This window comes from Streptomyces sp. NPDC048496 (assembly GCF_043200055.1).
Lineage (GTDB): Bacteria > Actinomycetota > Actinomycetes > Streptomycetales > Streptomycetaceae > Streptomyces.
The window spans coordinates 61,660-85,254 of the sequence record NZ_JBICXB010000004.1 but is presented as its reverse complement, the minus strand read 5'-3'; the positions used below and the strand labels follow the sequence as shown (position 1 = coordinate 85,254).

The 23,595-nt window shown below is 71.0% G+C and carries 23 protein-coding genes and 1 pseudogene; 9 read left to right on the top strand and 15 right to left on the bottom strand.

Annotated elements, in window-relative coordinates; genetic code table 11:
* Positions 1-106 precede the first annotated feature (106 nt).
* The gene (locus ACGFSA_RS06420) at positions 107-511 is read right to left on the bottom strand and encodes a DUF5997 family protein (RefSeq protein WP_393300477.1); all 405 of its coding nucleotides are present in this window, start codon (positions 509-511) and stop codon (positions 107-109) included.
* A 58-nt stretch (positions 512-569) separates the two neighbouring features.
* Between ACGFSA_RS06420 and ACGFSA_RS06415 the strand changes: the two genes are divergently transcribed.
* Positions 570-1,337, top strand: coding sequence for a LysR substrate-binding domain-containing protein (locus ACGFSA_RS06415; RefSeq protein WP_393300474.1), 768 nt, complete (start codon positions 570-572; stop codon positions 1,335-1,337).
* A 205-nt stretch (positions 1,338-1,542) separates the two neighbouring features.
* Here ACGFSA_RS06415 and ACGFSA_RS06410 read toward each other — a convergent pair whose 3' ends face one another.
* Positions 1,543-3,120, bottom strand: coding sequence for an alpha/beta fold hydrolase (locus tag ACGFSA_RS06410; protein WP_393300471.1), 1,578 nt, complete (start codon positions 3,118-3,120; stop codon positions 1,543-1,545).
* A gap of 449 nt (positions 3,121-3,569) precedes the next feature.
* Between ACGFSA_RS06410 and ACGFSA_RS06405 the strand changes: the two genes are divergently transcribed.
* From ACGFSA_RS06405 to ACGFSA_RS06395, 3 genes are all read left to right on the top strand, one after another.
* Positions 3,570-4,067, top strand: coding sequence for a peptidylprolyl isomerase (locus ACGFSA_RS06405; protein ID WP_393300469.1), 498 nt, complete (start codon positions 3,570-3,572; stop codon positions 4,065-4,067).
* A 550-nt stretch (positions 4,068-4,617) separates the two neighbouring features.
* A complete protein-coding gene (locus ACGFSA_RS06400; protein ID WP_393300466.1) occupies positions 4,618-5,358 on the top strand; it encodes a Clp protease N-terminal domain-containing protein in 741 nt (246 codons plus the stop codon).
* A gap of 117 nt (positions 5,359-5,475) precedes the next feature.
* Positions 5,476-5,667, top strand: coding sequence for a DUF1059 domain-containing protein (locus ACGFSA_RS06395; protein WP_358859860.1), 192 nt, complete (start codon positions 5,476-5,478; stop codon positions 5,665-5,667).
* Between the two features lie 207 nt (positions 5,668-5,874).
* On the opposite strand, the gene ACGFSA_RS06390 is transcribed toward ACGFSA_RS06395, so the two are convergent.
* Together ACGFSA_RS06390 and ACGFSA_RS06385 are read right to left on the bottom strand one after the other, a co-directional pair.
* Positions 5,875-6,321 (bottom strand): GNAT family N-acetyltransferase, encoded by a 447-nt coding sequence (locus ACGFSA_RS06390; protein ID WP_393300462.1) that lies wholly within the window; start codon positions 6,319-6,321, stop codon positions 5,875-5,877.
* On the bottom strand, positions 6,314-7,795 hold the full coding sequence (locus ACGFSA_RS06385; protein WP_393300459.1) for a PLP-dependent aminotransferase family protein: 1,482 nt from the start codon (positions 7,793-7,795) through the stop codon (positions 6,314-6,316). Before ACGFSA_RS06385 ends, ACGFSA_RS06390 begins: the two co-directional genes overlap by 8 nt.
* Here ACGFSA_RS06385 and ACGFSA_RS06380 point away from each other — a divergent pair.
* Entirely contained in the window at positions 7,794-8,858 is a 1,065-nt protein-coding gene (locus ACGFSA_RS06380; protein WP_393300456.1) for a DMT family transporter, read from the top strand. The genes ACGFSA_RS06385 and ACGFSA_RS06380 overlap by 2 nt on opposite strands.
* Before the next feature lie 42 nt (positions 8,859-8,900).
* Positions 8,901-9,113 carry a DUF1918 domain-containing protein gene (locus ACGFSA_RS06375; RefSeq protein WP_393300453.1) on the top strand — a complete coding sequence of 71 codons (213 nt, stop codon included), beginning with the start codon at positions 8,901-8,903 and terminating at the stop codon, positions 9,111-9,113.
* A gap of 73 nt (positions 9,114-9,186) precedes the next feature.
* Here the strand turns inward: ACGFSA_RS06375 and ACGFSA_RS06370 are convergent, their stop codons facing one another.
* Complete coding sequence (locus ACGFSA_RS06370; RefSeq protein WP_393300918.1) at positions 9,187-10,458, bottom strand: glycoside hydrolase family 10 protein; 1,272 nt, start codon at positions 10,456-10,458, stop codon at positions 9,187-9,189.
* A gap of 215 nt (positions 10,459-10,673) precedes the next feature.
* Between ACGFSA_RS06370 and ACGFSA_RS06365 the strand changes: the two genes are divergently transcribed.
* Complete coding sequence (locus ACGFSA_RS06365) at positions 10,674-11,534, top strand: 3-hydroxybutyryl-CoA dehydrogenase (protein WP_393300450.1); 861 nt, start codon at positions 10,674-10,676, stop codon at positions 11,532-11,534.
* A 76-nt stretch (positions 11,535-11,610) separates the two neighbouring features.
* Here ACGFSA_RS06365 and ACGFSA_RS06360 read toward each other — a convergent pair whose 3' ends face one another.
* From ACGFSA_RS06360 to infC, 9 genes are all read right to left on the bottom strand, one after another.
* Positions 11,611-12,141: an NUDIX hydrolase gene (locus tag ACGFSA_RS06360; RefSeq protein WP_393300447.1), complete on the bottom strand. Its 531-nt coding sequence runs from the start codon at positions 12,139-12,141 to the stop codon at positions 11,611-11,613.
* A gap of 87 nt (positions 12,142-12,228) precedes the next feature.
* Positions 12,229-13,572 (bottom strand): transcriptional regulator, encoded by a 1,344-nt coding sequence (locus ACGFSA_RS06355; protein WP_393300444.1) that lies wholly within the window; start codon positions 13,570-13,572, stop codon positions 12,229-12,231.
* A 444-nt stretch (positions 13,573-14,016) separates the two neighbouring features.
* Positions 14,017-16,530, bottom strand: coding sequence for a phenylalanine--tRNA ligase subunit beta (gene pheT, locus ACGFSA_RS06350; RefSeq protein ID WP_393300441.1), 2,514 nt, complete (start codon positions 16,528-16,530; stop codon positions 14,017-14,019).
* Positions 16,530-17,669, bottom strand: coding sequence for a phenylalanine--tRNA ligase subunit alpha (gene pheS, locus ACGFSA_RS06345; protein WP_393300438.1), 1,140 nt, complete (start codon positions 17,667-17,669; stop codon positions 16,530-16,532). The genes pheT and pheS overlap by 1 nt, the downstream gene beginning before the upstream one ends.
* Before the next feature lie 197 nt (positions 17,670-17,866).
* Positions 17,867-19,042 (bottom strand): ATP-binding protein, encoded by a 1,176-nt coding sequence (locus ACGFSA_RS06340; RefSeq protein WP_393300435.1) that lies wholly within the window; start codon positions 19,040-19,042, stop codon positions 17,867-17,869.
* A 132-nt stretch (positions 19,043-19,174) separates the two neighbouring features.
* The gene (locus ACGFSA_RS06335) at positions 19,175-20,017 is read right to left on the bottom strand and encodes a TrmH family RNA methyltransferase (protein ID WP_393300432.1); all 843 of its coding nucleotides are present in this window, start codon (positions 20,015-20,017) and stop codon (positions 19,175-19,177) included.
* 116 nt (positions 20,018-20,133) lie between these two features.
* Complete coding sequence (gene rplT, locus ACGFSA_RS06330; RefSeq protein ID WP_003970214.1) at positions 20,134-20,517, bottom strand: 50S ribosomal protein L20; 384 nt, start codon at positions 20,515-20,517, stop codon at positions 20,134-20,136.
* A 106-nt stretch (positions 20,518-20,623) separates the two neighbouring features.
* Positions 20,624-20,818, bottom strand: coding sequence for a 50S ribosomal protein L35 (rpmI, locus tag ACGFSA_RS06325; RefSeq protein WP_030918579.1), 195 nt, complete (start codon positions 20,816-20,818; stop codon positions 20,624-20,626).
* 120 nt (positions 20,819-20,938) lie between these two features.
* Positions 20,939-21,652, bottom strand: coding sequence for a translation initiation factor IF-3 (gene infC, locus ACGFSA_RS06320; RefSeq protein ID WP_384131276.1), 714 nt, complete (start codon positions 21,650-21,652; stop codon positions 20,939-20,941).
* A 343-nt stretch (positions 21,653-21,995) separates the two neighbouring features.
* Between infC and ACGFSA_RS06315 the strand changes: the two genes are divergently transcribed.
* Positions 21,996-22,358, top strand: coding sequence for a DUF1844 domain-containing protein (locus tag ACGFSA_RS06315; protein ID WP_037700593.1), 363 nt, complete (start codon positions 21,996-21,998; stop codon positions 22,356-22,358).
* Between the two features lie 187 nt (positions 22,359-22,545).
* On the opposite strand, the gene ACGFSA_RS06310 is transcribed toward ACGFSA_RS06315, so the two are convergent.
* Positions 22,546-23,304: an SseB family protein gene (locus ACGFSA_RS06310; protein WP_393300428.1), complete on the bottom strand. Its 759-nt coding sequence runs from the start codon at positions 23,302-23,304 to the stop codon at positions 22,546-22,548.
* A 92-nt stretch (positions 23,305-23,396) separates the two neighbouring features.
* Here ACGFSA_RS06310 and ACGFSA_RS06305 point away from each other — a divergent pair.
* Positions 23,397-23,588, top strand: a pseudogene (locus ACGFSA_RS06305) (hypothetical protein); the annotation flags it as partial.
* Between the last annotated feature and the right edge of the window lie 7 nt (positions 23,589-23,595).

Genomic DNA, 23,595 nt, shown 5'->3' with positions numbered 1-23,595 from the left:
GCCCACGGACGCGGCGCTCACAGAAACGACGCTGTCGGTGATCCTCATCCCGGTCGGGTGGGGACCACCGACAGCGTCGTCATGTCCGAACTTCGAGAGAAGCAGGTCAGGAGCGCGGTCGCTGGGGCTGACCGGCTCGCTCCGCGTTTCTCTCCTTGATGCGCGCAGCTTCCTTCCGGACCTCGGCCTGGGTGGCGCGCTCCTTCTGCAGCCACTCGGGGAGATCCTTCTTCAGCGCGTCGATCTGCTCCGTGGTGAGGGCGTCCGTGACTCCGCCACGTGCGAGCCCCGCGATGGAGACGCCCAGCTTCGCGGCGACCACCGGGCGGGGGTGCGGTCCGTTGCGCCGCAGTTCCTGCAGCCACTCGGGCGGATCGGCCTGCAGCGCATTGAGCTCGCTGCGCGAGACGACACCCTCCTGGAACTCGGCGGGGGTGGCCTCGAGGTACACACCCAGCTTCTTTGCCGCGGTTGCGGGCTTCATCGTCTGGGTGGTCGGGTGCGACGTCATGGTGTCAAGAGTAGCGAGCGTGTGCGATACCTCCGACCACGACCGGTAGCCTGGCGGGGTGACAGGCTCCGATGCACCCCTCTCGTTCCGGCTCGCATACGTCCCAGGCGTGACGCCGACCAAGTGGGTGCGCATCTGGAACGAGCGGCTGCCCGACATCCCACTGACTCTCGTCGCGGTGGCCGCCGCCGAAGCATCCGACCTGTTGCGGGGCGGCGGCGCCGACGCGGGTTTCGTGCGGTTGCCGATCGACCGGACGGACCTCAGCGCGATCCCCCTCTACACCGAGACGACGGTGGTCGTGGTTCCGAAGGACCACGTCGTGGCGACGGTCGACGAGGTGTCCGGAGCGGATCTGGCCGACGACGTCGTGCTGCACCCCCTCGACGACACCCTCGGCTGGGAGCGCCCGCCCGGCCGGCCCGCGATCGAGCGTCCCGCCACGACGGCGGACGCCATCGAGCTGGTGGCGGCAGGGGTGGGCCTCCTTGTCGTCCCTCAGTCACTCGCACGGCTGCACCACCGCAAGGACCTCACGTACCGGCCGCTCACGGACGCCCCCGAGTCGCGCGTCGCGCTGTCGTGGCCGGAGGAAAAAACCACCGACCTGGTGGAGGACTTCATCGGGATCGTTCGCGGGCGGACCGTCAACAGCTCGCGGGGGCGCAACCCCACCCCGGCACAGCCGAAGCAGCGCAAGCGCCCTGACACAGGCGGCGCGCAGCGAAAGTCCACGGCCGGGAAGCCGGCCGGCAAGAGCCCGCGGAGCGGCTCCGGCGGTCCCAAGACCGGCAGGCGGGGCAAGCCCCGTCGTCGGTCCTGGTGACCGGCAGTGTTTGCCCCCTGAGGAACAGCCGTCGTCGCCGCAGAGCGGCCGGAACGGACAACTGAGTCCCGGCCCGCACTGCGAGTGACACACCTCGGTGCCCCGGCACCGACGGCCGTCGCTCATCAGGAGCTCGTGGCCCCGTACGCGGAGCGCGTCGGCGCACTGCCGGGGCAGGGCCGCGTCGCCTACCTTGTTCCGGGGCTCATTTCGCGCCCGTAACGCCTCTTCCGTCGGGGACGGCCGGTGTCTCCGTCGCGAAGGGCGCGAAGGGAGGGACGTCCTGTTCGCACGTGGCGCCGACAGGAGGCAGGACACCGCTGAGGAAGTAGCGGGCCGTATGCCGGCCGACGCAGCCGCTCGGATTGTCCAGTGACGTGTGGCCGTACCCGTTGACCGTGAGCAGACGGGTGTCGGCGAGTTCACGGGCCATCGCCTTGCCTGCCCGATAGGAGGTGGCAGGGTCGTAGGTCGCATTGACGACGAGTACGGGGGTCGCGGTGTGCCTGTTCCAGGGGCCGGTGTAGGTCCTGACGGCACGGGCCGGCCAGGTTGCGCACGGCTCGTTGGCCCAGGCCCACCAGTGTCCGAGGTCTCCCGCTCGCGCGGTGCTCAGCTTGGCGAGTCCGACGTAGCGTGCCGGGTCGCGGGGGTTGGGGCTCTCCGCGCACAGTACGCCGAGACTCTGCTCGAAACCGGGATACGTCAAGGAAACGGGAGGCGCCGGCGGATCCTCCGGGATGCGGCCCTCCCAGAGGGTCTGCAACATCTGGGCCGTCTCGGCCCAGCCGGGGTGGACCGTGTAGAGCCCGCCACGGATCTCGCTGACGGTCTTCGCGTACGTCCAGGACCCCACGGGCCTCTTCGGGAGGCGCCCCAGCAGCTCGGTGAGCTTGGCGCGGGTTGCTGCCGGGTTTCCTGCGGAGAAGGCGCAGCTGCTCGCCGGGGCGCGACCGCACAGCCTCAGGAATTCCCGCAGGGCGTCGGCCGAGCCCAGATCGGACCCCAGCCGTAGGAAGGTGTTCAGTTCCGGCTCGCTCTTCGAGCCGTCCTCGACCCAGGCCCGAGGATCGACGTTCCCGTCGAGCACCAGGCGGCCGTCCTTGGACGGGAAGAGGTTTGCGTAGGTCGCCCCCAGCAACGTTCCGTACGAGACACCCCAGTACCTCAACTGCCGCTCACCGAGTGCCTGACGCAACCGGTCGAGGTCGCGGGCGCTTTCGTCCGTCGACACATGACGCAGCAGTTCCGGAACGCGCTTCTGACAGCGTCGGCCGAGCTCGGCGTAGGCCGCGGTGAAGGTTCTGCGCTCTTTCGCGCTGACCGGGAAGGCGGGAACATTCTCCAACCATGTGACGGCCTCTTCCGCACTGGCAAAACATTGCACGGCGGTGCTCTGCCCGACGCCGCGCGGGTCCCAACTGACGATGTCGAACCGCTCGCGCAGTTCCTTGGGGAACTTGTGATACTGCAACGGCAGCCCCACCGTTCCCGCGCCGCCGGGCCCCCCGGGGTTGAAGAACAGTGATCCGACCCGCCGCCCGGGAGCGGTGGCCCGGTGCCTGATCACCACCAGGTCGATGGTGCGCCACCGGGGACGGGCGTAGTCGAGTGGCACCTTCGCCGTTGCGCACTCGAATCCCTGCCGGCCCTCACCCTCACAGGGCTTCCAGGTCAACGTCGTCCCGCCGGCCCCGGACGGTCCCCCGTCGGACAACTCGACCACGACCTGACCCCCGGTCGTGACCGCGGACGCGAGCAGCAGGACCCCCGCGGCGCACATGGCGCCACGCCTTTGCCGACGGATGGTGACACCTGGCATCGGCGGAACCTTCCTGGGCAGGGTGACTCATGGCGCGGGGCCGGCGGTCGGCAGACCCAGTGCCATACGAACGGCGTCGAACGTGCCGGGCAACAGGCGCCCGTCCGAACGGGTGACAGCGTCGTCCCGGGAGGCCCGGGACAGGGCGACGACCGGGCGAGGGGGCTTCCCCAGTGGGCCGGGCGCTGCGAGGGGCGGCGGTCACCGTGCGTGGCGCATCAGTCCGGAACTCGCTTCGGAGCGGGGCAAAGAGGCACTGAACAAAGGCTTCTGATGCATAGTCAGTCAGCCCTTCCGGCCGCCCACACGGAACCTCTTCTCGTACTCGCGTTCGAGGATCGGCTGGGCGATCCGGCGCTCGGACCACCCCGTCCACTGGTCACCGACCGCGGTGATGTCAGGATGGATCCATGACGACCAAGGTTTTTTTCGACATCACCATCAATGACGAGCCCGCCGGGCGGATCGTGTTCAACCTGTTCGACGACGTGGTTCCGAAGACGGCGGAGAACTTCCGCGCGCTGGCGACCGGCGAGAAGGGCTTCGGCTACAAGGGCTCGTCCTTCCACCGGGTCATCCCGGACTTCATGCTGCAGGGCGGCGACTTCACCCTCGGTGACGGCCGTGGCGGCAAGAGCATCTACGGCGAGAAGTTCGCCGACGAGAACTTCAAGCTCACGCACAACAAGCCCGGACTGCTGTCGATGGCGAACGCGGGCCCCGACTCCAACGGCTCCCAGTTCTTCATCACGACGATCGTGACGTCGTGGCTGGACGGCAAGCACGTCGTCTTCGGCGAGGTCGACGGCCAGGAGAGCATGGACCTGGTCAAGAAGATCGAGAGCTACGGCTCACAGAGCGGCAAGACCCGGGCCAAGGTCACCATCGCCGACTCCGGCGTCCTCTGACCGTACGAGGGACTCCTCTGGCGCCCCGGCCTCTCGCTGATCGGTCAGCGGGGGCCGGGCGCCCGCTCTCGCCCCACGCCCGCCCGACGGGACCGTTCGGGTCAGCGGCGACACCCGCGCCGGTACCTGCGGCGACAATCGCCCGATGAATCCTTTCGACCGGAGCCGGGCAGCCGAGCGGCTGGATGCCGCGTCCATGGCGGCAGCCCCGCACATCCGGACCGGCGTCCGTCCGGTCGTGGCGGGCCCATGCCCGCGTGGGGCACCGTGTGACCGGGCCCCACGGTCAACGGTCCGTACTCACGGCCAACGGTCCGCACCGAAGTGGCGGCCGCACACCCGGCTCGCCGAGCTCCGGACCGGCCCGCTCGCCGTCGTCGACACACTCCGCTCCGCCGGTTTCCCGGCCCCCGCGACCGAGCCGGCCGATGGCCGGCCCTGGCCGAGCAGCGGGGCGACCGACCTGCCCGCAGGGCCGAGCGTTGCCACCCCCTCCTTGCACTGTCAACCGATGGTTGACACTCCATGACTGTCAACCTAAGGTTGACGCATGGCGAAACCAGTGAGCATGACGAATCCGGTACGGCTCGACGAACTGATCGAAGCCATCAAGAAAGTTCACTCCGACGCTCTCGAACAGCTCTCGGGCGCGGTCATCGCCGCCGATCACCTCGGCGACGTGGCCGACCACCTGATCGGCCACTTCGTCGATCAGGCGCGCCGCTCGGGAGCCTCCTGGACGGAGATCGGGAAGAGCATGGGAGTCACCCGGCAGGCGGCCCAGAAGCGCTTTGTCGCCAAGGATCCCGGCGAGCCGTCGGATCTCGACCCCAGCCAGGGCTTCAGCCGGTTCACCGAGCGGGCGCGGAACGTCGTGATGGCAGCACAGAACGAGGCCCGCGCCGCACGCAACGACGAGGTGCGTACGGAGCATCTGGCGCTGGGGCTGCTCAGCGAGCCGGACGGGCTCGCCGCGGCCTTCATCAAGGCGCAGGGCGTCTCGCTGGACGCCGTCCGGCAGGCCGCGACCGAGGCGCTGCCGCCCGCGGCCGAGGAGCTCCCGGACCTCATTCCGTACGACGCCGGGGCACGCAAGGCGCTGGAGCTCACGTTCCGGGAGGCCCTGCGGATGGGGCACAACTACGTCGGCACGGAGCACATCCTGCTCGCGCTGCTGGAGCACGAGGGCGGCGAGGGCGTGCTGACCGGGCTCGGTATCGACAAAGCCGCCGCGGAGACCGGCATCGCGGAGGCCGTGACGCTCGCCGCCGCCGCACACAAGGGTGAATGACCAGCCGCACCGTAAGCCGGACAGTTCCGTACGGCTGTGAGCGCACCGGCGCCTCCCCGTTCCCCCCTCCCTGGCGCGCACACCGCCCTAGAGTGGAAGGGAGCAGGGAGGTGCCTCATGCGGAAGGTCGCCGACTGCCGGGAATACCCCAGCGAGACGAAATGCACGCTTGCCCTCGCCGGTGAGCCGGAGGAAGTGGTCCGCGCCACCACCGAGCTGGCCGTCCGGGTGCACGGTCACGCGGACGGACTGGAGCTGCGGGAGCAGATCGGGTCCGGGCTTCAGGACGAGCCCACGGAACTCGCGTGAGCCGCGACGCGGCCCGGTTCGCATCACCCGGATCCACCGCGCCGCACGCCTTCCCGGGGCCGTGTGTCGCGGTCCCCGGAGTCCGCCGATCGTCGTCGAAGCGCGCGGCGAGCGGGGAGGAGCTGCGCGCCGCGGCGACGAGCGAGACTCGAACACTCGTGGCCGAGGTCGTGGAGCCGAACGCCGCCCAGGTCAAGAGGGCGAATTTCAGACGGCTCCGGGACTGTCGAACCGGAAGCACATCCACTTCTCGGGGTCCTTGAGCGGCTGGAACCCGGCCTTCGCGTAGACGCCGTGGGCGTCATCGGTCGCGAGGGTGAGCCTGCGGATGCCGGTCGGGGCGAGGTGGTCGCGCACGGCGGCAACGAGCCGGGTGCCGAGCCCGTGGCCGCGGGCCGACCGGTCGACGTACACATCGCAGAGCCAGGCGAAGGTGACACGGTCGGTCACCACCCGCGCGTAGCCGGCCTGTTCCCCTGAAGTGGTGTCGTACACGCCGAAGTTGAGCGATCCGGCGATGGCCAGATCCTGCTTCTCGCGGGTACGTCCGAGCGCCCAGTAGGCGTCGGTGGAAAGCCAGTGGTGGATCCGGGCCGGGTCCAGCCGGGCCGGGTCGGACGAGATCTCGTAACGCTCCTGGAGGATGTCAGCCATGCCCGGAGGATAGGTCGCGGCGGCCGGGGGCGGCGAAGAGTTTGTCGCAGGCAGTGCGCAGCCGTCGTACGCCCTCGGCGATCTCGCCCGGCCCGGCGACTGCGGCGAAGCTCAACCGCACCTGGGCGGCCGGGGGTTCAGCGCAGTAGTACGGACGGCCCGGCGCGACCGCGACGCCCGCGCGCAGGGCGGCCGAGACCAACGCCGCCTCGTCGGGGCCGGCTTCGGCGTCCGGCAGCCGCAGCCAGAGGCTGCCGCCACCCGCGGGAATGCGCGGGAGCGACAGGTCGGGCAGTTCGAGCCGCAGGGCGGTCGTCATGGCGGTCCGCCGGTTCTTCAGCTCCGTCGACACGGAACGCAGATGGTGGCCCCAGGCCGGGGAGCCGACCAGTTCGAGCGCGGCTTCCTGGAGCGGGCGCGGGACGAAGAAGCTGTCGACGATCTGGATGGCCCGCAGCCGTTCCAGCACCGGTCCGCGGGCGGCCAGCGCACCCACCCGCAGACTCGGCGAGGTGATCTTGGTGAGGGAGCAGACATGGACGACGACGCCGTCGGGGTCGTCGGCGGCGAGCGGCGCGGGCAGCGGGCCCGCGTCGTCGTGGACGAGGCGGCGGGCGAAGTCGTCCTCGACGACGAACGCCCCCGCATCGCGGGCGATCCGGACGACCTCACGCCGACGGTCCGGGGCGAGGACCGCGCCGGTCGGGTTCTGGAAGAGCGGCTGACAGACGAAGACGCGTGCGCCCGTGGCGCGGAAAGCGGCGGCCAGCAGTTCGGGGCGGACCCCGTCGGCATCGACCGGGACCGGGACGGGACGCAGTCCGGTGGCACGGGCGGCAGCCAGCATGCCCGGGTAGGTGGGCGATTCGACGAGGACGGGGGCGCCGGGCGGGGCGAGGGCGCGCAGAGCGGTGGCCAGGGCGCTCTGGCCACCCGCGGTGATGAGTACGTCGGCGACGGTGAGCGAGGGTCCGATCTCGCGGGCGAACCAGGCACGGAGCTCGGTGAGCCCGTCGGTGGGCGGACGGCCCCAGGCTCCGGGGCGGCGCCCGGCCCGGGCGAGGGCGGCGGCGAGCGCCCGTTCGGGCTGGAGCGAGGGGTGGAGGTAACCGCCGTTCAGCTCGATGACGCCGGGCGGCGGCGCGGTGAGCGTGACCAGGACGCCGGACGCGTCGACGGTACGGGGCACGACCTCCGGTCCGCCGTCGCCGCTGAGGGAGACCTCCTGCCAGGAGGTGTCGCCGGGCGGGGGCACGTCGGCACGGGGCTCCGCCCGGAAGGCGCCGGAGCCGGGGCGGGTCACGACGAGCCCTTCGGCGGCGAGCTGCGCGATCGCCCGGGAGACGGTCACCGGACTGACCCGATATCGCTCCACGAGCGCCCGACTGGACGGCAGCTTCCCACCAATTGAGTAGCGGTTCAGTTCACCTCGAAGGGAACTCGCCAGTTCAGCAACGCTGCTACGCTCTTGCATGAAAGCAAAGGATAGCGCTACCCGTCAGGTACCGATAGCGGTTACCTCCCCTTCGGCAGCGGTTGCCCCATCGGCGGGCCGGAGCGGCACACTGCTCGCCGGGCTCGGCGTCGTCGCCTTCTCGCTGACCTTCCCGTCCACGGTCTGGGGACTGGAGAGCTTCGGCCCCTGGTCCCTGGTGACCCTGCGCAGCCTGCTCGCCGCACTGATCGCGGGCTCCGTGCTGCTCGCGGGACGGGTCCCGGTGCCCGACCGCCGCCACCGGTGCGGGCTCGCGGTCGTCGCGGGCGGCGTGGTGGTGGGGTTCCCGCTGCTGACCACGCTGGCCCTGCAGACCTCCACCTCCTCGCACGCGGCCGTGGTGGTGGGGCTGCTGCCGCTGACCACGGCTGTCCTCTCGTCACTGCGGACCGGGTCGCGTCCGCCGCGTACCTTCTGGATCGCGGCACTGGCCGGCGCGGCCGTGGTGATCGTGTTCACCGTGCAGCAGAGCGGCGGCGCGCTCTCCTCCGGCGATCTCTGTCTGTTCGGTGCGCTGCTGGTGTGCGCGGCGGGGTACACCGAGGGCGGCAGGCTGGCCGGGGTCATGCCGGGCTGGCAGGTGATCGGCTGGGCGCTGGTCCTCGCGACGCCGCTGATGGTGGCGGGCGCGGCGGTCGCGCTCTCCTTCGAGCCGGTGCGGCTGACCGCACACGGGCTCATCGGCCTCGTCTGGGTGGCGGCGGGTTCCACCTTCGTCGGCCTGTACGTCTGGTACCGCGGCATGGCGGAGATCGGGGTCCCGCGGGCGAGCCAGCTTCAGCTCGCGCAGCCGCTGCTGACTCTGGTGTGGTCGTTCCTGCTCCTCGGCGAGAAGGTCTCGGCGGCCGCACCGGTGGCGGCGGTGGCCGTGCTGGTCTGCATCGCGGCCACCCAGCGGGCGGGGGCGCGGCGCCGGGGGGTCTCCGGCGTAACCCACGACGGCCCGGACCCACGCGCCACGGCGGCCTCCACCGCGCCCGGTTCCCGACCGATCCGAAAAGAGTCACTGGTACGCCCGGTGCGCGGGCGGATCCGGTCATAGACTTGTCGACATGGACCGTCACCCGTGAGGAGGTCACTCCAGATGGAGGCACACGCGGGCGACCGGCTGCTGACGCACGGCAGGATCGTGGGGCAGCACGACCGGGTCGCAGAGATCGTCGAAGTGCTCGGGGACAAGGGCGCTCCCCCGTACCGCGTCCGCTCCGAGGACGGACACGAACACCTGGTTTCGCCAGGTCCCGACACCATCGTCCAGCACACCGGGGCCCGGCACCGGGGCCCGGAGACCCCGTAGGTTCCCCGGGCACACAGCGCCGCCCCGACCGCGCCACCCCTCGGTGCGCCCCCTCCGCCTCGGACCCCTCGGGTCAGCGGGGAGGGCGCACTCTGTTGCGGTAGTGGTCCGCCACGACGCGCGCCATCATCCCGGCCCGGTCGGCGACCACGTCCTTGCCCGAGAAGTAGACATGCCCGCGAACCTGGTCGTAGCGGGCGGCAAGGTCGATGTGGCGCGAGAGCTCGGCCGGGTCCTGCCAGGCGGCGGGCTGGGCGGGGTCACCGCCCTTGTAGAGCGCCTCACCGACGAAGAGGTCGACACCCGTGCCCCGTACCACCGCGTCCCACCAGGGCAGCAGCTTGGCGTAATCGGCGGCGGCGAAGCCGATGTTCCAGTAGATCTGCGGACAGATGTAGTCGATCCAGCCCTTCTTGACCCAACCTCGGGTGTCGGCATACAGGTCGTCGTAGGTCTGCACCCCTGCCCTGGTGTCAGAGCCGAGCGGGTCGGTGCCCGCGTTGCGCCAGACACCGAACGGACTGATCCCGAACTGGACGTGCTTCTTGATCTTCTTGATCCGCGCGGACATCTCACGGACCAGCTTGTCGGTGTTGTCGCGGCGCCAGGCGGCCTTGTCCGGGAAGCCTGCGCCGTACTGCGCGTAGGTGGCGTCGTCGGCGAAGACCTGTCCGGCGACCGGATACGGGTAGAAGTAGTCGTCCCAGTGGACGGCGTCGATGTCGTAGCGGCGGACCGCGTCGAGCATGGCGTCCTGGACGAAGCGGCGCACCTCGGGCAGTCCGGGGTTGTAGTAGAGCTTCCCGCCGTACGGCAGGACCCAGTCGGGGTGCAGCCGGGCCGGGTGGGTGGGGACCAGCCGGGACGGGTCCGTGTGGTTGGCGACCCGGTACGGGTTGAACCAGGCGTGCAGTTCCAGGCCGCGGCGGTGCGTCTCGCGGACGGCGGTGCCCAGCGGGTCCCAGCCGGGGTTCTTCCCCTGGACGCCGGTGAGGTACTGGGCCCACGGCTCGTAGGAGGACGGCCACAGGGCGTCGGCGGTCGGCCGGACCTGCAGGACGACGGTGTTCAGCCGCCGGGCGACGGCCTCGTCGAGGTATGCGATCAGCTCGGCCTGCTGCGCCGCCGCCGTCAGGCCGGGCGCCGAGGGCCAGTCGATGTTGGCGACGGTGGCGACCCACATACCGCGCATCTCGCGCCGGGCGACGCGCGGGAGGCTCGCACCCGGCCCGGGCAACGCACCCGCTCCGGACGGAACCGGTACTTCCCGCGGTACGGCGACGGCCTCGGCCGCACCCGCGGCCGAGGCCATCATCCCCGCGACCACCCCGGCCGCACCCGCCACAAAGCCTCTTCGAGCCATTTGCCGCATTTCGTTGCACCTGCCGTCTCTGTGTCCTCGTCCGTCACCCCGGCATCGGGGGTAACGCAGAGCATGCCCGCCCCGGCCCGTCATGACCCGTAGGCCGCGGAGTAACGTCGGGGGGTCGAGGCGGGGACCGGAATCAGACGGGAGCCCGCCGAACGGAGATCAGCGAAAGGCATGAGGTGACGGACTCTATGGCCGACATTGCACGCGTCGGAGTGGTGGGCTGTGGCCAAATGGGCGCAGGCATCGCGGAGGTGTGCGCCCGCAGCGGACTCGACGTCATGGTGGCCGAGACCACCGGCGAGGCGCTGGAGATCGGTCGCACCCGGCTCCACAACTCCCTCTCGAAGGCCGCCGAACGCGGGAAGATCACCGAGGAGGAGCGCGACGAGACACTCAACCGCCTCAGCTTCACCACCGACCTCGGCGAGTTCGCCGACCGCGATCTCGTGATCGAGGCCGTCGTGGAGAACGAACAGGTCAAGACCGAGATCTTCCAGGTGCTCGACCAGGTGGTGACCCGGAAGGACGCGATTCTCGCCTCCAACACCTCCTCCATCCCGCTGGTGAAGCTGGCTGTGGCGACCTCCCGCCCGGACCAGGTCATCGGCATCCACTTCTTCAACCCGGCCCCGGTGCAGAAGCTCGTCGAGCTGATCCCCGCGCTGACCACGTCCGACGAGACGGTCCGGCGCTCCGAGGCACTGGTGCAGGACGTGCTGGGCAAGCATCCGATCCGCGCCCAGGACCGCTCCGGATTCGTCGTCAACGCTCTGCTGATCCCGTATCTCCTCTCCGCGATCCGGATGTTCGAGTCGGGTATCGCCAGCCGCGAGGACATCGACAACGGCATGGAGCTCGGCTGCGCCCACCCGATGGGCCCGCTGAGACTCTCCGACCTCATCGGCCTGGACACCGTGGCCTCGGTCGCCGACTCGATGTACGCCGAGTTCAAGGAGCCGCTGTACGCCGCACCCCCGCTGCTCCAGCGCATGGTCGACGCGGGCCGGCTCGGCCGCAAGACGGGCGCGGGCTTCTACCCGTACTCCTGACCTGCCGGTCGTCGTACCGCCTGCGGGGCCGGCGGGGGATGTCCCCGGCCGGCCCCGATCGCGTGAGCTGCGCGCCTCACCCGATCCGTAAGTGATGGAGCATCAGCAGCCCGGCCACCATGTTGGCGGCCGGGATCTCACCCCGGGTGATCATGCCGGGCACCAGTTTGAGCGGGATCCACTCGCGGCGCGACGACTCGAAATCGTCCTGCGGGGGGCCGGTCCAGGTCGCCTCCTCGGCCCAGTAGAGGTGGTGCCGGGCGTCGGTGAGGCCGTTCGACGGCTCCACGGTCAGCAGCGGCCGCAGCGGGCCCGGGCGCCAGCCGGTCTCCTCCTCCATCTCCCGGGCCGCCGCTGCCTCGATGTCCTCGCCGTCCTCGACCACACCGGCGGCGAGCTCCCAGCCCCAGCTGTCGGTGATGAACCGGTGACGCCACAACAGCAGTACCTCGTTGGCCTCATTGACGACGGTCGCCGCGGCGACGGCCCGGAGCCGGACGAGGTAGTGGTCGAGGTGACGGCCGTCGGGAAGAACGACATCCGCCAGATTGACCCGGAACCAGCGGTTCTCATACACAGTTTGTTCGTTCAGATTCGTCCACTGCACAGTTCTGCCACCTTCCGACACATTGGTGGCAACATGGCAGCAGGAGCAGCGGTCGAGGGGAACGTTCCCGGCGTGCGTTCCGTACCTTCACAGCGGTACGCGCAACGCCCCGTCGATCAGCTCGGCGGCCTGTTCCGCGTCGGCGCAGCCGCTCCCGACCAGATCCTCGCGCACCGCCCGCAGCCGGTCCCGCAGCCGCTGCGACTCCATCCCCCGGGCCCGTTCCGCCATCTCCGCGGCCGTGCCCGCCGCCCGGTCCGCCTCCCCCTGCCGCAGCTCGATATGGGTCAGCATGGCCAGCCGGTGCACCCGCCCCCGGTCGTGCGCCGGGGTACTGACCGCCGCCGCGGCGTGCTCCCGAGCCCCCGGCAGATCGCCGAGGCTGAGCAGGGCCTCCGCCGCCTGCACATTGACCAGGCCCGGTTCGACGTACCCCGTCTCGTCGGGTTCATGGCCGGGGCGGATGCGCCCGGCCTCGCACTCGGCTCGCCGGATGCGCTCCAGGGCGCTGCGGCCGTCGCCGAGGTGTGCGTACGCCTTCGCCTGCATCGCGTACAGATCGGCCGCCAGCGCGGGCGTGATGTGCCGTCCCGCCGCCCGCAGCGCCGCCTCCGCGAAGGCGACGGACTGCCGGTAGTCGGCGAGGAACAGCGACTGGTTGACCAGCAGGGCGATCACATACCCGCCGAGCCCCCGGTCCCCGCTCGCCTTGGCCAGCCGCAGCGCCTGGTGGAAGTAGCGCTGGGCGAGACCGTGCGCGTCGGAGTCGTACGCGCAGATGCCCGCGACGGCCACCAGCCCGCCGGTCGCCCGGTGCAGCCGGCGGCCGGTCGCGTCGCTGTAGCCGCCGCGCAGCAGCGGGGCGGTCTCGGCGTTGAGGAAGCCGACGATGCGGGAACGCGTCGCGATGCCGCCGGCCCTGCGGTACATCAGTTCGTAGTGGGTGCGGGCGGCACGCAGCATCGCTATGTCGGCCATACCGACGCGTGTCGGGCCGGCACGGGAGACATCGGCGTCCTCGGGCGGGTTCTCCCACTCCCACACGGGCATCACCGCTGTCGTACCGGTGACCGCGGCCGCGGCGAGGACGTGCGGGCGCTGCTGTTCGTCCGAGCGCCACGACGCGGTGGTCCGCTCGACGAAGCCGGTGAGCGTCGAGCCCGGCACGACCGTGCCCCCGCCGCCGCAGGTCGCCATGCCGATGTCGTCGAGGGAGACCGGTCGGCGCAGCCGGTCGCCGAGCACCTCGCAGATCAGGTCGGGCGCCTGTCCGCGGGGCCGCTGGCCCTTCAACCAGCGGGCCACGGCCGTGTGTTCGTACCGCAGGGACAGTCCGCGGGCACGCCCGGCCTGATTGATGTGCGCGGCAAGACCTGCCCGGGAGACGCCCGCCTCGTCGATGAGGGCTTCGAGCAGGACGTTGGGCTCCATTGCCCCCTCCTAAGGCCTGTCGCCCCAGTGGAGCACGTTTCACACGGGGTGTGAACGGAATGCCCGAACCGTCCCGCCGCGCACTCTGGTGCGCAGGGGTGCGAATCGGTTGAATCAGTCGCCTCGCAAGAGGCGGCCGGGTCGTCTGCTCCCCCTCGTACAGTCGACGGCCCGCACCCGCGTCGATCGCTCTGCCGACCTGCCCGACACTCCGTGGCAGCGCGGACGACGCAGGATCGCACGACCCACTGCCCACTGATCGGAGGGTGGCTGCGGGGCCGGACCGGAACCGGGTTCCCCCGGGCCGGGCCGGGCCGGGGCCCGCGTGCGGTCCCCCCGCCGTTCGGCGAGCACAGAAGGAGGGGGCGTATCCGGTAGCCGGATACGCCCCCTCCTCACCTTCTGCGGCCGGTTCGGCCTCGGTGGCCGGTCGCCGTCGGCGCGCTACGCGCCGCGCAGCACCGCGCCCGTCCGCTCCGCGGCCAGCGCGACCGCGGCGTCGCGGGCGGCCGTGGCCTCGTCGACGGTCAGGGTGCGGTCCGGCGCGCGGAACCGCAGCGCGTACGCCAGGGACTTCCGGCCCTCGCCGATCTGCTCGCCGGTGAACACGTCGAACAGCCGCAGCGATTCGAGGAGTTCACCCGCGCCCTCCCGCAGCGCCTGCTCCACCTCGGCCGCGGGCACGTCCTGTGCGACGACCAGCGCGACGTCCTGGGTCGCCACCGGGAAGGTGGAGATCCGCGGTGCCTGGAGCGCGCCGTCGACGGCCTGCTCCAGGAGATCGAGGTCGATCTCCATGGCGCAGGTCCGCTCCGGCAGGTGGAGCTCCTTGATGACGCCCGGGTGCAGCTCACCGGCGTGCCCGACGAGGGCCTCCGCGTCGTTCGCCGTGACGAACAGCGCGGCGCAGCGGCCGGGGTGCCACGGCGCGTGCTGGTCGTTCCGGACGATGAGCTCGACACCCGCCTCGCGGGCGATGGCACGAGCGGCCTCGATGGAGTCCGCCCAGTCCACCGGGCGGCCCTTGCCCCACCAGCCGGCGTGCTCGCGGGCGCCCGCGAGGACGACCGCGGCGCGGCGCGGCTGACGCGGCAGCGCGGCGTTCAGCCCTGCGAACTGCTCGTCGCTGGGACGGCGGTCGACGGGCAGCCGTACGGCCGCGGTCTCCTCGCCGGTCGGCGAGAAGACCAGCCCCGTCTCGAAGAGCGCCAGGTCGTGGCTGCCGCGGCCGTCGTTGCGCCGCAGTGCGCCGAGGAGGCCCGGCAGCAGCGTGGTGCGCAGCGCCGGCTCCTCGTCGGAAAGCGGGTTGACGAGCTTGACCGTACGGCGGCGGGCGTCGTCGGCGTCGAACCCGAGCTGGTCCAGCACCGTGTCGCCGATGAACGGGTAGTTCAGCGCCTCGACATAGCCGGCTCCGGCGAGCGCCCGGCCGACCCTGCGGTGCAGCCGCTGGCGGTCGGTGAGCCCACGCCCGGACGGCGGCGTCGGCAGTGTCGACGGGAGGTTCTCGTACCCCTCCAGCCGGATGACCTCTTCGGCGAGGTCGTTCGGCTCGCTCAGGTCGGGCCGCCAGGACGGCGCGGTGACCAGGAGCTCGTCCTGCCCGTGGACGTCGCAGCCGACCTGCTGGAGGCGGCGTACGACGGTCTCGCGGCCGTACGCGACACCGGCCACCCGGTCGGGGTGGTCCGCGGGCATCACGATGGTGCGGGGCGCGGACGGAGCCGTGACCTCGGTGACGCCGGCCTCGGCGGTGCCGCCCGCGAGCAGCACCAGCAGGTCGACGGTGCGCTGCGCGGCGGCGGCCGCGGCCTGCGGGTCGGCGCCGCGCTCGAAGCGCTTGGACGCCTCGGAGGACAGCCTGTGGCGGCGTGCGGTCCGGGCGATCGAGATCGCGTCGAAGTGCGCGGCCTCGATGACGACCTCGGTGCTGGTGTTCTCACCGTTCCGGGCGTCGGCGATCTCGGTGTTGGCGCCGCCCATGACCCCCGCGAGACCGATCGGCCCGCGGTTGTCGGTGATGACCAGGTCTTCGGCGTCCAGGACGCGGACCGTGCCGTCGAGCGTGGTGAGCTTCTCGCCCTGCTGGGCGCGGCGCACCCCGATCGGCCCGTCGATACGGGTGCGGTCGTAGGCGTGCAGCGGCTGGCCGAGCTCCAGCATCACGTAGTTGGTGATGTCGACGGTGAGCGAGATCGGGCGCATCCCGGCCTTCTGCAGTCGACGCTGCATCCAGATCGGGGAACGCGCCTCGGGGTCCAGGCCGACGACGGTGCGCGCGGTGAACCGGTCGCAGCCGATCGGGTCGGCCACCTTCACCGGGTAGCCGAACGCGTTCGGCGCAGGCACGTCGAGGAGAGCCGGGTCGCGCAGCGGCAGCCCGTACGCGATGGCGGTCTCACGGGCGACGCCGCGCATCGAGAGGCAGTAGCCGCGGTCAGGGGTGACGGCGATGTCGAGGACCTCGTCGACGAGCTGGAGCAGCTCGATCGCGTCCGCGCCGACCTCGTGCTCCGGCGACAGCACGATGATGCCGTGCGTGCCGTCGTCGCCCATGCCGAGCTCATCGGTGGAGCAGATCATGCCGTGCGAGGTCCGGCCGTACGTCTTGCGCGCGGCGATCGCGAAGTCGCCGGGCAGCACGGCGCCGGGGAGAACCACGACGACCTTGTCGCCGACGGCGAAGTTACGGGCTCCGCAGACGATCTCCTGCGGCTCACCGGTGCCGTTGGCGGAGCCGACGTCGACGGTGCAGAAGCGGATGGGCTTCTTGAAGCCCTCCAGCTCCTCGATGGTCAGTACCTGTCCGACGACCAGGGGGCCCTTGAGGCCGGCGCCGATGTGCTCGACGGTCTCGACCTCCAGACCGACGTCGACGAGCTTGGCCTGTACGTCACGGCCGGTCTCCGTCGCCGGCAGGTCGACGTACTCCCGCAGCCAGGAAAGCGGGACGCGCATCAGATCTCCATCCCGAACGGCCGGGTGAACCGGACGTCACCCTCGACCATGTCTCGCATGTCTTCGACGTTGTGGCGGAACATCAGCATCCGTTCGATGCCGAACCCGAAGGCGAATCCGCTGTACTTCTGGGGGTCGACGCCGCAGGCGATGAGCACCTTGGGGTTGACCATGCCGCAGCCGCCGAGCTCGATCCAGCCCTCGCTGCCGCAGGTGCGGCAGGGGCGGTCCGGGTTACCGACGGACGTGCCGCGGCAGACGTAGCAGACCATGTCCATCTCGGCGGACGGCTCGGTGAAGGGGAAGAAGTTCGGCCGCAGCCGGGTCTTCATCTCCGGGCCGAAGAGCGCCTGGACCATGTGGTCGAGGGTGCCCTTGAGGTCCGCCATGGTGAGGCCCTCGTCGACGGCGAGCAGCTCGATCTGGTGGAAGACCGGGGTGTGCGTCGCGTCGAGCTCGTCGGTGCGGTAGACCCGCCCGGGGCAGACGACGTAGACGGGCGGCTCGCGGTCGAGCAGGGTGCGGGCCTGGACCGGCGAGGTGTGCGTACGCAGCACGATGCCGGACTCGTCGCCCGTGGTCGGCTTCCCGTCGGGCGTGGTGCCCTGGACGAAGAAGGTGTCCTGCATCTGCCGGGCCGGGTGGTCGGGCACGAAGTTCAGGGCGTCGAAGTTGAACCACTCCGCCTCGACCTCGGGGCCCTCCGCGACCTCGTAGCCCATGGCCACGAAGACGTCCGCGACGCGCTCCATGAAGGTCGTCAGGGGGTGGCGGGCGCCGGCCGGGGTGCGGTCGTACGGCAGCGTGACGTCCACCGCCTCCTCGACCAGCACACGGGCGTCCCGCTCGGCCTCCAGCTCCGCCTGACGGGCGGCGAGGGCCTTGCTCACGGCGCCGCGGGCCTGGCCCACGCGCTTGCCCGCCTCGGCCTTGGCCTGCGGCGGCAGTGCGCCGATCTCCCGGTTGGCGAGGGACAGGGGCGAGGTACCACCGGTGTGCGCGGTCTTCGCCTGGGCGAGCGCGTCGAGGTCGCCCGCGGCGGCGAAGGCGGCGAACGCCTCGTCCCGCATGCGCTCGATCTCTTCCGGTTTCAGTGCCTCGACCTCGACTGGGTCGTACGACTTGTTCGGTGCCGACATCTCTTCCCGTGCTTCCGATTGGCTGGTACTGCTCTGAACCGGGGACACCCCGGACCCCGCGGCCCCGCTCGACGACCGGAGGACGCAAAGGTGCCAAAGGTCGAGTCTAAAGGCCACGAGGGGTGGAGAATGCCCGCAGGCTGCTCAGACCCTCCCGTCGCCCGCCGCCGCCCTGCCGGATTGCTTCGCGGACTCTCCTAATTCAGATAGGCCGGAGCCCCCACGGGCAGAATAAATCGGAATTCTGCGCCGCCGCCGGGGCCGCGGCCGACCGTGATCGTGCCGCCGTGCGCCTCGACGATGCCCTTGACGATGTAGAGGCCAAGCCCCGTACCGCCGCGCTTGCTCCCCCGCCAGAAGCGGGTGAAGACGCGGCCCATCGACTCCTCGGGAATGCCGGGGCCTTCGTCGCTCACGGTGACGGCTGTTCCCTTCTCGTCGCTCTTCGCGGGTGCGGGTGCGAGTTCGATGGTGACGGTTCCCTCACCGTGGCGCACCGCATTTTCCAGCAGGTTGCCCAGGACCTGGTCGACCTTGTCCGGGTCGGCCCACACCGCGGGCAGCGGCTGCCGGGTGCGGACGAGGAAGCGATCGGGCGCCTGGCCGTTCGCGGTGAGGGCCTGGACGTGGCGTTCCACGGCGGCGGAGAGGTCGACCGGCTGGCGGCGCAGCTCCAGGCGGCCGGAGTCGATCCGGGAGATGTCGAGCAGCTCGGCGATGAGTCGGGTGACGCGGTTGGCGTCGGCGTCGACGGTCTCCAGCATCAGGCGCTTCTGGTCGTCGGTGAACCGTTCCCACTTGGCCAGCAGCGTCGCGGTGAAGCCCTTGACGGAGGTCAGCGGGGAGCGCAGTTCGTGGGCGACGATCGCGATCAGTTCGGCGTGGCTGCGCTCGGTGCGGCGACGGGCCTCGGTGCCGCGCAGACTGATCACCAGCCGGCGTACCGGACCGGTCGGGTACTCACGTACGTACCGGGCGGCGACCAGGACCTCGCGGCCGCCGGGGAGCAGCAGGTTCCGCTCGGGCTGGCCGACCCGGGTGGCAAGGCCGCCGTACGGGTCGGTCAGAGCCCACCAGCGTCGGCCCTTGAGGTCCTCCAGCGGCAGTACGTGCTCCAGCGGGCGGCCGAGTGCGGCGGCCCCGGATACGGCGGTGATCCGGGCGGCCGCCGCGTTGAAGCAGACGACCCGGCCCGCCCTGTCCGCGATGACGAGTCCGTCGGGGAGGTCGTCCGGGTCGATGGCGGCTGCGACGGTGTCCTCCGCGCGGCCGGTGCCCTCGCCGTCGGCCGGGGTGCTCTCACCGTCCGGACCCCGGTCGGCGCGCACGTCGGCCGCGTGTGGCTCGCGCGGCCTGCTCATGCCGACAGACATATTCCCGTACCCCACCTCTCGAACCGGTGCAGTGGGCCCCCGAGTTCGTCACCCTACTAGTCGTCGGTGACGGAGCGACACCCTGTGGGGGCGCACTGTTGCGGCGCACCGGCCGGCGGGGTACGGGGCCGGTCAGCCGGCGGTACGGCGGGGGCGCTGGGCGCGGGCCGAGGCGTACAGGCAGACGGCCGCCGCGGTGGCGAGGTTGAGGCTCTCCGCCTTGCCGTGGATCGGCACCCGCACGACGGCGTCGGCCAGCGCCCGGGTCTCCTCGGGCAGCCCCCACGCCTCGTTGCCGAAGACCCAGGCGGTGGGACCGCCCATCGTGCCCGCGTCGAGCTCGTCGTCGAGGTCGTCGTCGCCCGCGCCGTCGGCTGCGAGGATCCGTACGCCCGCGTCCCGCAGCCCCTGGACGGCCTGCTCGACCGGTACGCCCACGACGACCGGCAGATGGAAGAGCGAGCCGACCGAGGCACGCACGGACTTGGGGTTGTACAGGTCGACGGAGGCGTCGGTGAGGACGACGGCGTCGGCGCCCGCGGCGTCGGCGCAGCGCAGCACCGTTCCGGCGTTCCCGGGGTCGCGTACGTGCGCGAGGACGGCGACCAGGGTGGGCTTCGCGGCGAGGACGGACTCGAACGGCGAGTCGAGGAACCGGCAGACGCCGATGAGTCCCTGCGGGGTGACGGTCTGCGACACATCGGCGAGCGTGTCGCCGTCCGCGAGGTGTACCCGGGCGCCGGCCACGTGGGCGGCGTCGATGATGTCGGCGTACCGCTCGGCCGCCTCGACGGTGGCGAAGAGCTCAAGCAGGGTTGGCTCGCCGTCACTGCCGCGGTGTCCGGCGGCCTCGCGCACGGCCTGCGGCCCCTCGGCGATGAACCGTCGCTCCTTGCCCCGGAAATTGCGGCGGGCGAGGCGCCGGGCGGCGGCGACGCGCGGCGACCGCGGGGAGATCAGTTCGGGGGTGGCCATGGTCGGCAGCGGGCCTCTCTGCGTGCGGAGGTACGGAACAAGGGGTGCAACGCACCGGACCCGCAGACGGCGAGCGCCTGCGGGTCCGGCTCAAAAGCCAAGAAGTGTGCCCTGGATCAGGCGGCCTTCGGGGCGTTGACGTCACTCGGGAGGGCCTTCTGGGCAACCTCGACGAGAGCGGCGAACGCGTTGGCGTCGTTGACCGCGAGCTCGGCCAGGATCTTGCGGTCCACCTCGATGTTGGCGGCCTTCAGACCCTGGATGAGGCGGTTGTACGTCATGCCGTTCTGGCGGGCAGCGGCGTTGATGCGCTGGATCCACAGCTGACGGAAGTCGCCCTTGCGCTTCTTGCGGTCGTTGTAGTTGTAGACCAGGGAGTGGGTGACCTGCTCCTTGGCCTTGCGGTACAGGCGCGAGCGCTGACCGCGGTAACCGCTGGCGGCCTCGAGGATTGCCCGGCGCTTCTTGTGGGCGTTGACTGCCCGCTTGACGCGTGCCACTTGTTAACTCCTTGTAGCGGGGCCGTGGTTGGACTCACACGGCCCGGAAACGAATTGGTCCCGGTGTGATCGAGGTCGCGCCCCCGGATTCACCAGGGGCCGAACCTCACTTGCCGAGAAGCTTCTTGATCTTCTTGGCGTCGGCCGGAGCCACGACGACCGTGCCGGTCAGCGAGCGGGTCTTCTTGGACGACTTGTGCTCGAGCAGGTGGCGCTTGCCGGCCTTCTCGCGGAGCACCTTGCCGGAGCCGGTGATCTTGAATCGCTTGCTGGCACCGCTGTGCGTCTTGTTCTTCGGCATCGCGCCGTTCTCTCCTCGTAAGTGGCGCCCCTCGCGGTGCAGGCACCGGACAGCAGGGGCGTCAGATCTTGGTGGGGATCCCGAGGGGACCCGGGGCCGCCTGGATGGCGCCCCCTGAGGTCACGCCTCGGAAGGTGTCTCGGCCGAAGCCTCGGGCTGCGCTTCGGCCGGAGCCTCGGCAGCCTCTTCCGCAGCAGCCTCGGCGTCCGGGGTGTAACCCTGACGCTCCGCCTTGCGGGCGGCCTGGGCCTCACGGGCCTCGGCCATGGCTTCGGTCTTCTTCTTGTGCGGGCCCAGAACCATGATCATGTTCCGGCCGTCCTGCTTCGGGTTCGACTCGATGAAGCCGAGTTCCTCGACGTCCGAAGCGAGACGCTGGAGCAGACGGAAGCCCAGCTCAGGGCGGGACTGCTCACGACCACGGAACATGATCGTGATCTTGACCTTGTCGCCCTGCTTGAGGAACCGGACGACGTGACCCTTCTTGGTGTCATAGTCGTGCGGGTCGATCTTCGGCCGGAGCTTCATCTCCTTGATGACCGTGTGCGCCTGGTTCTTGCGCGCCTCACGGGCCTTCATGGCCGACTCGTACTTGAACTTCCCGTAGTCCATGAGCTTGCACACGGGCGGACGGGCGGTCGCCGCCACCTCGACCAGGTCGAGGTCGTACTCCTGTGCGAGTTCCAGGGCCTTGGCAAGCGGAACAATCCCGACCTGCTCGCCGCTGGGACCGACAAGTCGCACCTCGGGAACGCGAATCCGGTCGTTGATGCGGGGCTCGGCGCTGATGGATCCTCCTCGGTAGCACCACGCGGCCGCCTGGCGGACAGCCACGTAACGTCTGTTTCGTGAGACCAACCGCACCAGGGCCAAGAAAAAGGCCCCGGACGGGACACAGGCGGGGCTCCTGGAAAACCGGAACACCGCCGCGGTCAACCGCGGGGCGCATCGGGCGGCTCCATCGTCCGTACGGAACGATGGGCGCCACCTGACCGGTGACCTGCCGTCCCGGAGGATGGTCAGGTGGGAGATCGGAGCCTCCACTTGTGGGCCGGGCTCATAGCTGCCCAGCCGGTCGTTACACCAGGTTAGCAGCTCGCCAGGACGGGCGCTAACCGGCTGCCGCAGCCCACTCCCGCAGACAAAGTCATGCCGGCGTGCGCCTATCGTATGGCGCATGAGTGACGCGACCCCCAGCAGTGAAACCCCCGGCTTCGACGACATGACCCGCGACATCGCAGAGGTCCCCGCGGTCGAGGTGATCGTGACGGTCGCCGTCAACCTGATGAGCGCGGCCGCCGTGAAGCTCGGCCTCACCGAGGACGGCGACGAGCACAAGGACCTCGACGAGGCCCGCAAGCTGGTCCACGCCCTGGCCGGCCTGCTGGACGCGAGCGCCACGGAGATCAGCTCGTTCCACGCGGCGCCGCTGCGGGACGGACTGAAGTCGCTGCAACTGGCGTTCCGCGAGGCCTCGCTGGTACCGGACGAGCCGGGCCAGGGCCCCGGCGAGAAGTACACCGGCCCCGTCTTCGGCTGAGAGCCTTTCCTCTCCTCCCCTCCGTACGACCGTGAGCCCCTGCCCGTCCGGGCAGGGGCTCACTGCATCCCCGCGTCACGCCCTGCTGAACTCCGCACACCTCGGGGCGGGGTGGGTCAGCCGGTCCACCGGAGCCGCGACCACACCGCCGGGGCGGCTGTTCGCGCGCGTCGGGCCGGTCGGGTGATCAGCGTGTGAAGAGGGGCTCACCGGGCGCGATCGTGTCGGCCGGAAGCAACGCGAGGTCCAGGCCTCGCACCAGGCGTGCCCGCAGGACCTCGTCGGCGGCGAGCGATTCCGCAACCCGGCGGGCCGTCTCGGCGGGGGCCGCTTCGGGCGCCAGGACCAGGGCGAGAGTGCCGCCCGACCGTCCCGGGACGAGGTGGGCGCGGAGCACGGCGGGCTCGGCGGCGACCGCGTCGCGTACCGCGGAGGTGACCGCCGGGTCGTCCAGCGGGTCGGCGCTGGTACGGCCCTCGGCAAGGGCGAGCAGCGCGGAGCCGGTCAGTTCGTACGCCACAGGACCGGCGAGGTCGAGCACGACCGTGTCCGCCTTCTCGTGTGCGGCCGCCTGCAGCGCCTGGTGCAGGGGTACGGCGACGGGGCGGGCCTGCGGGTCCCAGAGGGCCAGCGAGGCGGTCGAGGTGAAAGCGGGCAGTGCGCGACGGTCACCGGCCTGGAGGGTGGGGACGGCCATGTCGCTCGTCTTCTCGCGGCGCAGCCCGCCACCCTTGCCGGGCGATTCGCGGCTGTCCTCCTCCACCTCCTCCATCTCTCCGAGGACGGCGACGACGGGGACCAGAAGCCTGGCTCCCTTGAGCGCTTCGAGGACCGGGCCGACGGCCGTCCGGTCCTCGGCCCAGGCGGCGAGCGCCGCGGTGAGTGCGGGGTCGGCCGAGCCGTCGTCGTCGGAGTAACCGGGGTCCGGAATGTTCTTCATCGCCACAGGGCGAGCGTAGTCGGTGCGGTTTCTCACGATGTCCTCAGGTGCGCCGCAGCCCTCTGCCAGGTCCTCTTCCCAGCGTCCGCTCCCTGCCCCTGAAGAACGGCTGGATGCCGCGGAGCGCCACCGGGCTGTGGGACGTCAACAGCATCGGGCAGGTGAAGGCCGACGGGCACACGTATCTGGTGGCGGTGCTCTCCGCCGGGCAGCCGACGAAGGAGACGGGCATCGAGCGGGTGGAGTCGGTCGCGAAGGCCGCTGTGAGGGTGCTCGACGAGGCGCGGTGAGCGCGCC

Excerpts from the sequence above, each read along its gene's own strand:
- ACGFSA_RS06335 (WP_393300432.1), bottom strand. The coding sequence starts at position 20,017 with ATGGCCACCCCCGAACTGATCTCCCCGCGGTCGCCGCGCGTCGCCGCC.
- pheS (WP_393300438.1), bottom strand. The coding sequence starts at position 17,669 with ATGTCGGCACCGAACAAGTCGTACGACCCAGTCGAGGTCGAGGCACTG.
- ACGFSA_RS06410 (WP_393300471.1), bottom strand. The coding sequence starts at position 3,120 with ATGTGCGCCGCGGGGGTCCTGCTGCTCGCGTCCGCGGTCACGACCGGG.
- ACGFSA_RS06400 (WP_393300466.1), top strand. The coding sequence starts at position 4,618 with ATGGCGAAACCAGTGAGCATGACGAATCCGGTACGGCTCGACGAACTG.
- ACGFSA_RS06365 (WP_393300450.1), top strand. The coding sequence starts at position 10,674 with ATGGCCGACATTGCACGCGTCGGAGTGGTGGGCTGTGGCCAAATGGGC.
- ACGFSA_RS06395 (WP_358859860.1), top strand. The coding sequence starts at position 5,476 with ATGCGGAAGGTCGCCGACTGCCGGGAATACCCCAGCGAGACGAAATGC.
- ACGFSA_RS06380 (WP_393300456.1), top strand. The coding sequence starts at position 7,794 with ATGAAAGCAAAGGATAGCGCTACCCGTCAGGTACCGATAGCGGTTACC.
- pheT (WP_393300441.1), bottom strand. The coding sequence starts at position 16,530 with ATGCGCGTCCCGCTTTCCTGGCTGCGGGAGTACGTCGACCTGCCGGCG.
- ACGFSA_RS06375 (WP_393300453.1), top strand. The coding sequence starts at position 8,901 with ATGGAGGCACACGCGGGCGACCGGCTGCTGACGCACGGCAGGATCGTG.
- rpmI (WP_030918579.1), bottom strand. The coding sequence starts at position 20,818 with ATGCCGAAGAACAAGACGCACAGCGGTGCCAGCAAGCGATTCAAGATC.
- ACGFSA_RS06385 (WP_393300459.1), bottom strand. The coding sequence starts at position 7,795 with ATGCAAGAGCGTAGCAGCGTTGCTGAACTGGCGAGTTCCCTTCGAGGT.
- ACGFSA_RS06340 (WP_393300435.1), bottom strand. The coding sequence starts at position 19,042 with ATGTCTGTCGGCATGAGCAGGCCGCGCGAGCCACACGCGGCCGACGTG.
- ACGFSA_RS06405 (WP_393300469.1), top strand. The coding sequence starts at position 3,570 with ATGACGACCAAGGTTTTTTTCGACATCACCATCAATGACGAGCCCGCC.
- ACGFSA_RS06390 (WP_393300462.1), bottom strand. The coding sequence starts at position 6,321 with ATGGCTGACATCCTCCAGGAGCGTTACGAGATCTCGTCCGACCCGGCC.
- ACGFSA_RS06315 (WP_037700593.1), top strand. The coding sequence starts at position 21,996 with ATGAGTGACGCGACCCCCAGCAGTGAAACCCCCGGCTTCGACGACATG.
- ACGFSA_RS06420 (WP_393300477.1), bottom strand. The coding sequence starts at position 511 with ATGACGTCGCACCCGACCACCCAGACGATGAAGCCCGCAACCGCGGCA.
- ACGFSA_RS06355 (WP_393300444.1), bottom strand. The coding sequence starts at position 13,572 with ATGGAGCCCAACGTCCTGCTCGAAGCCCTCATCGACGAGGCGGGCGTC.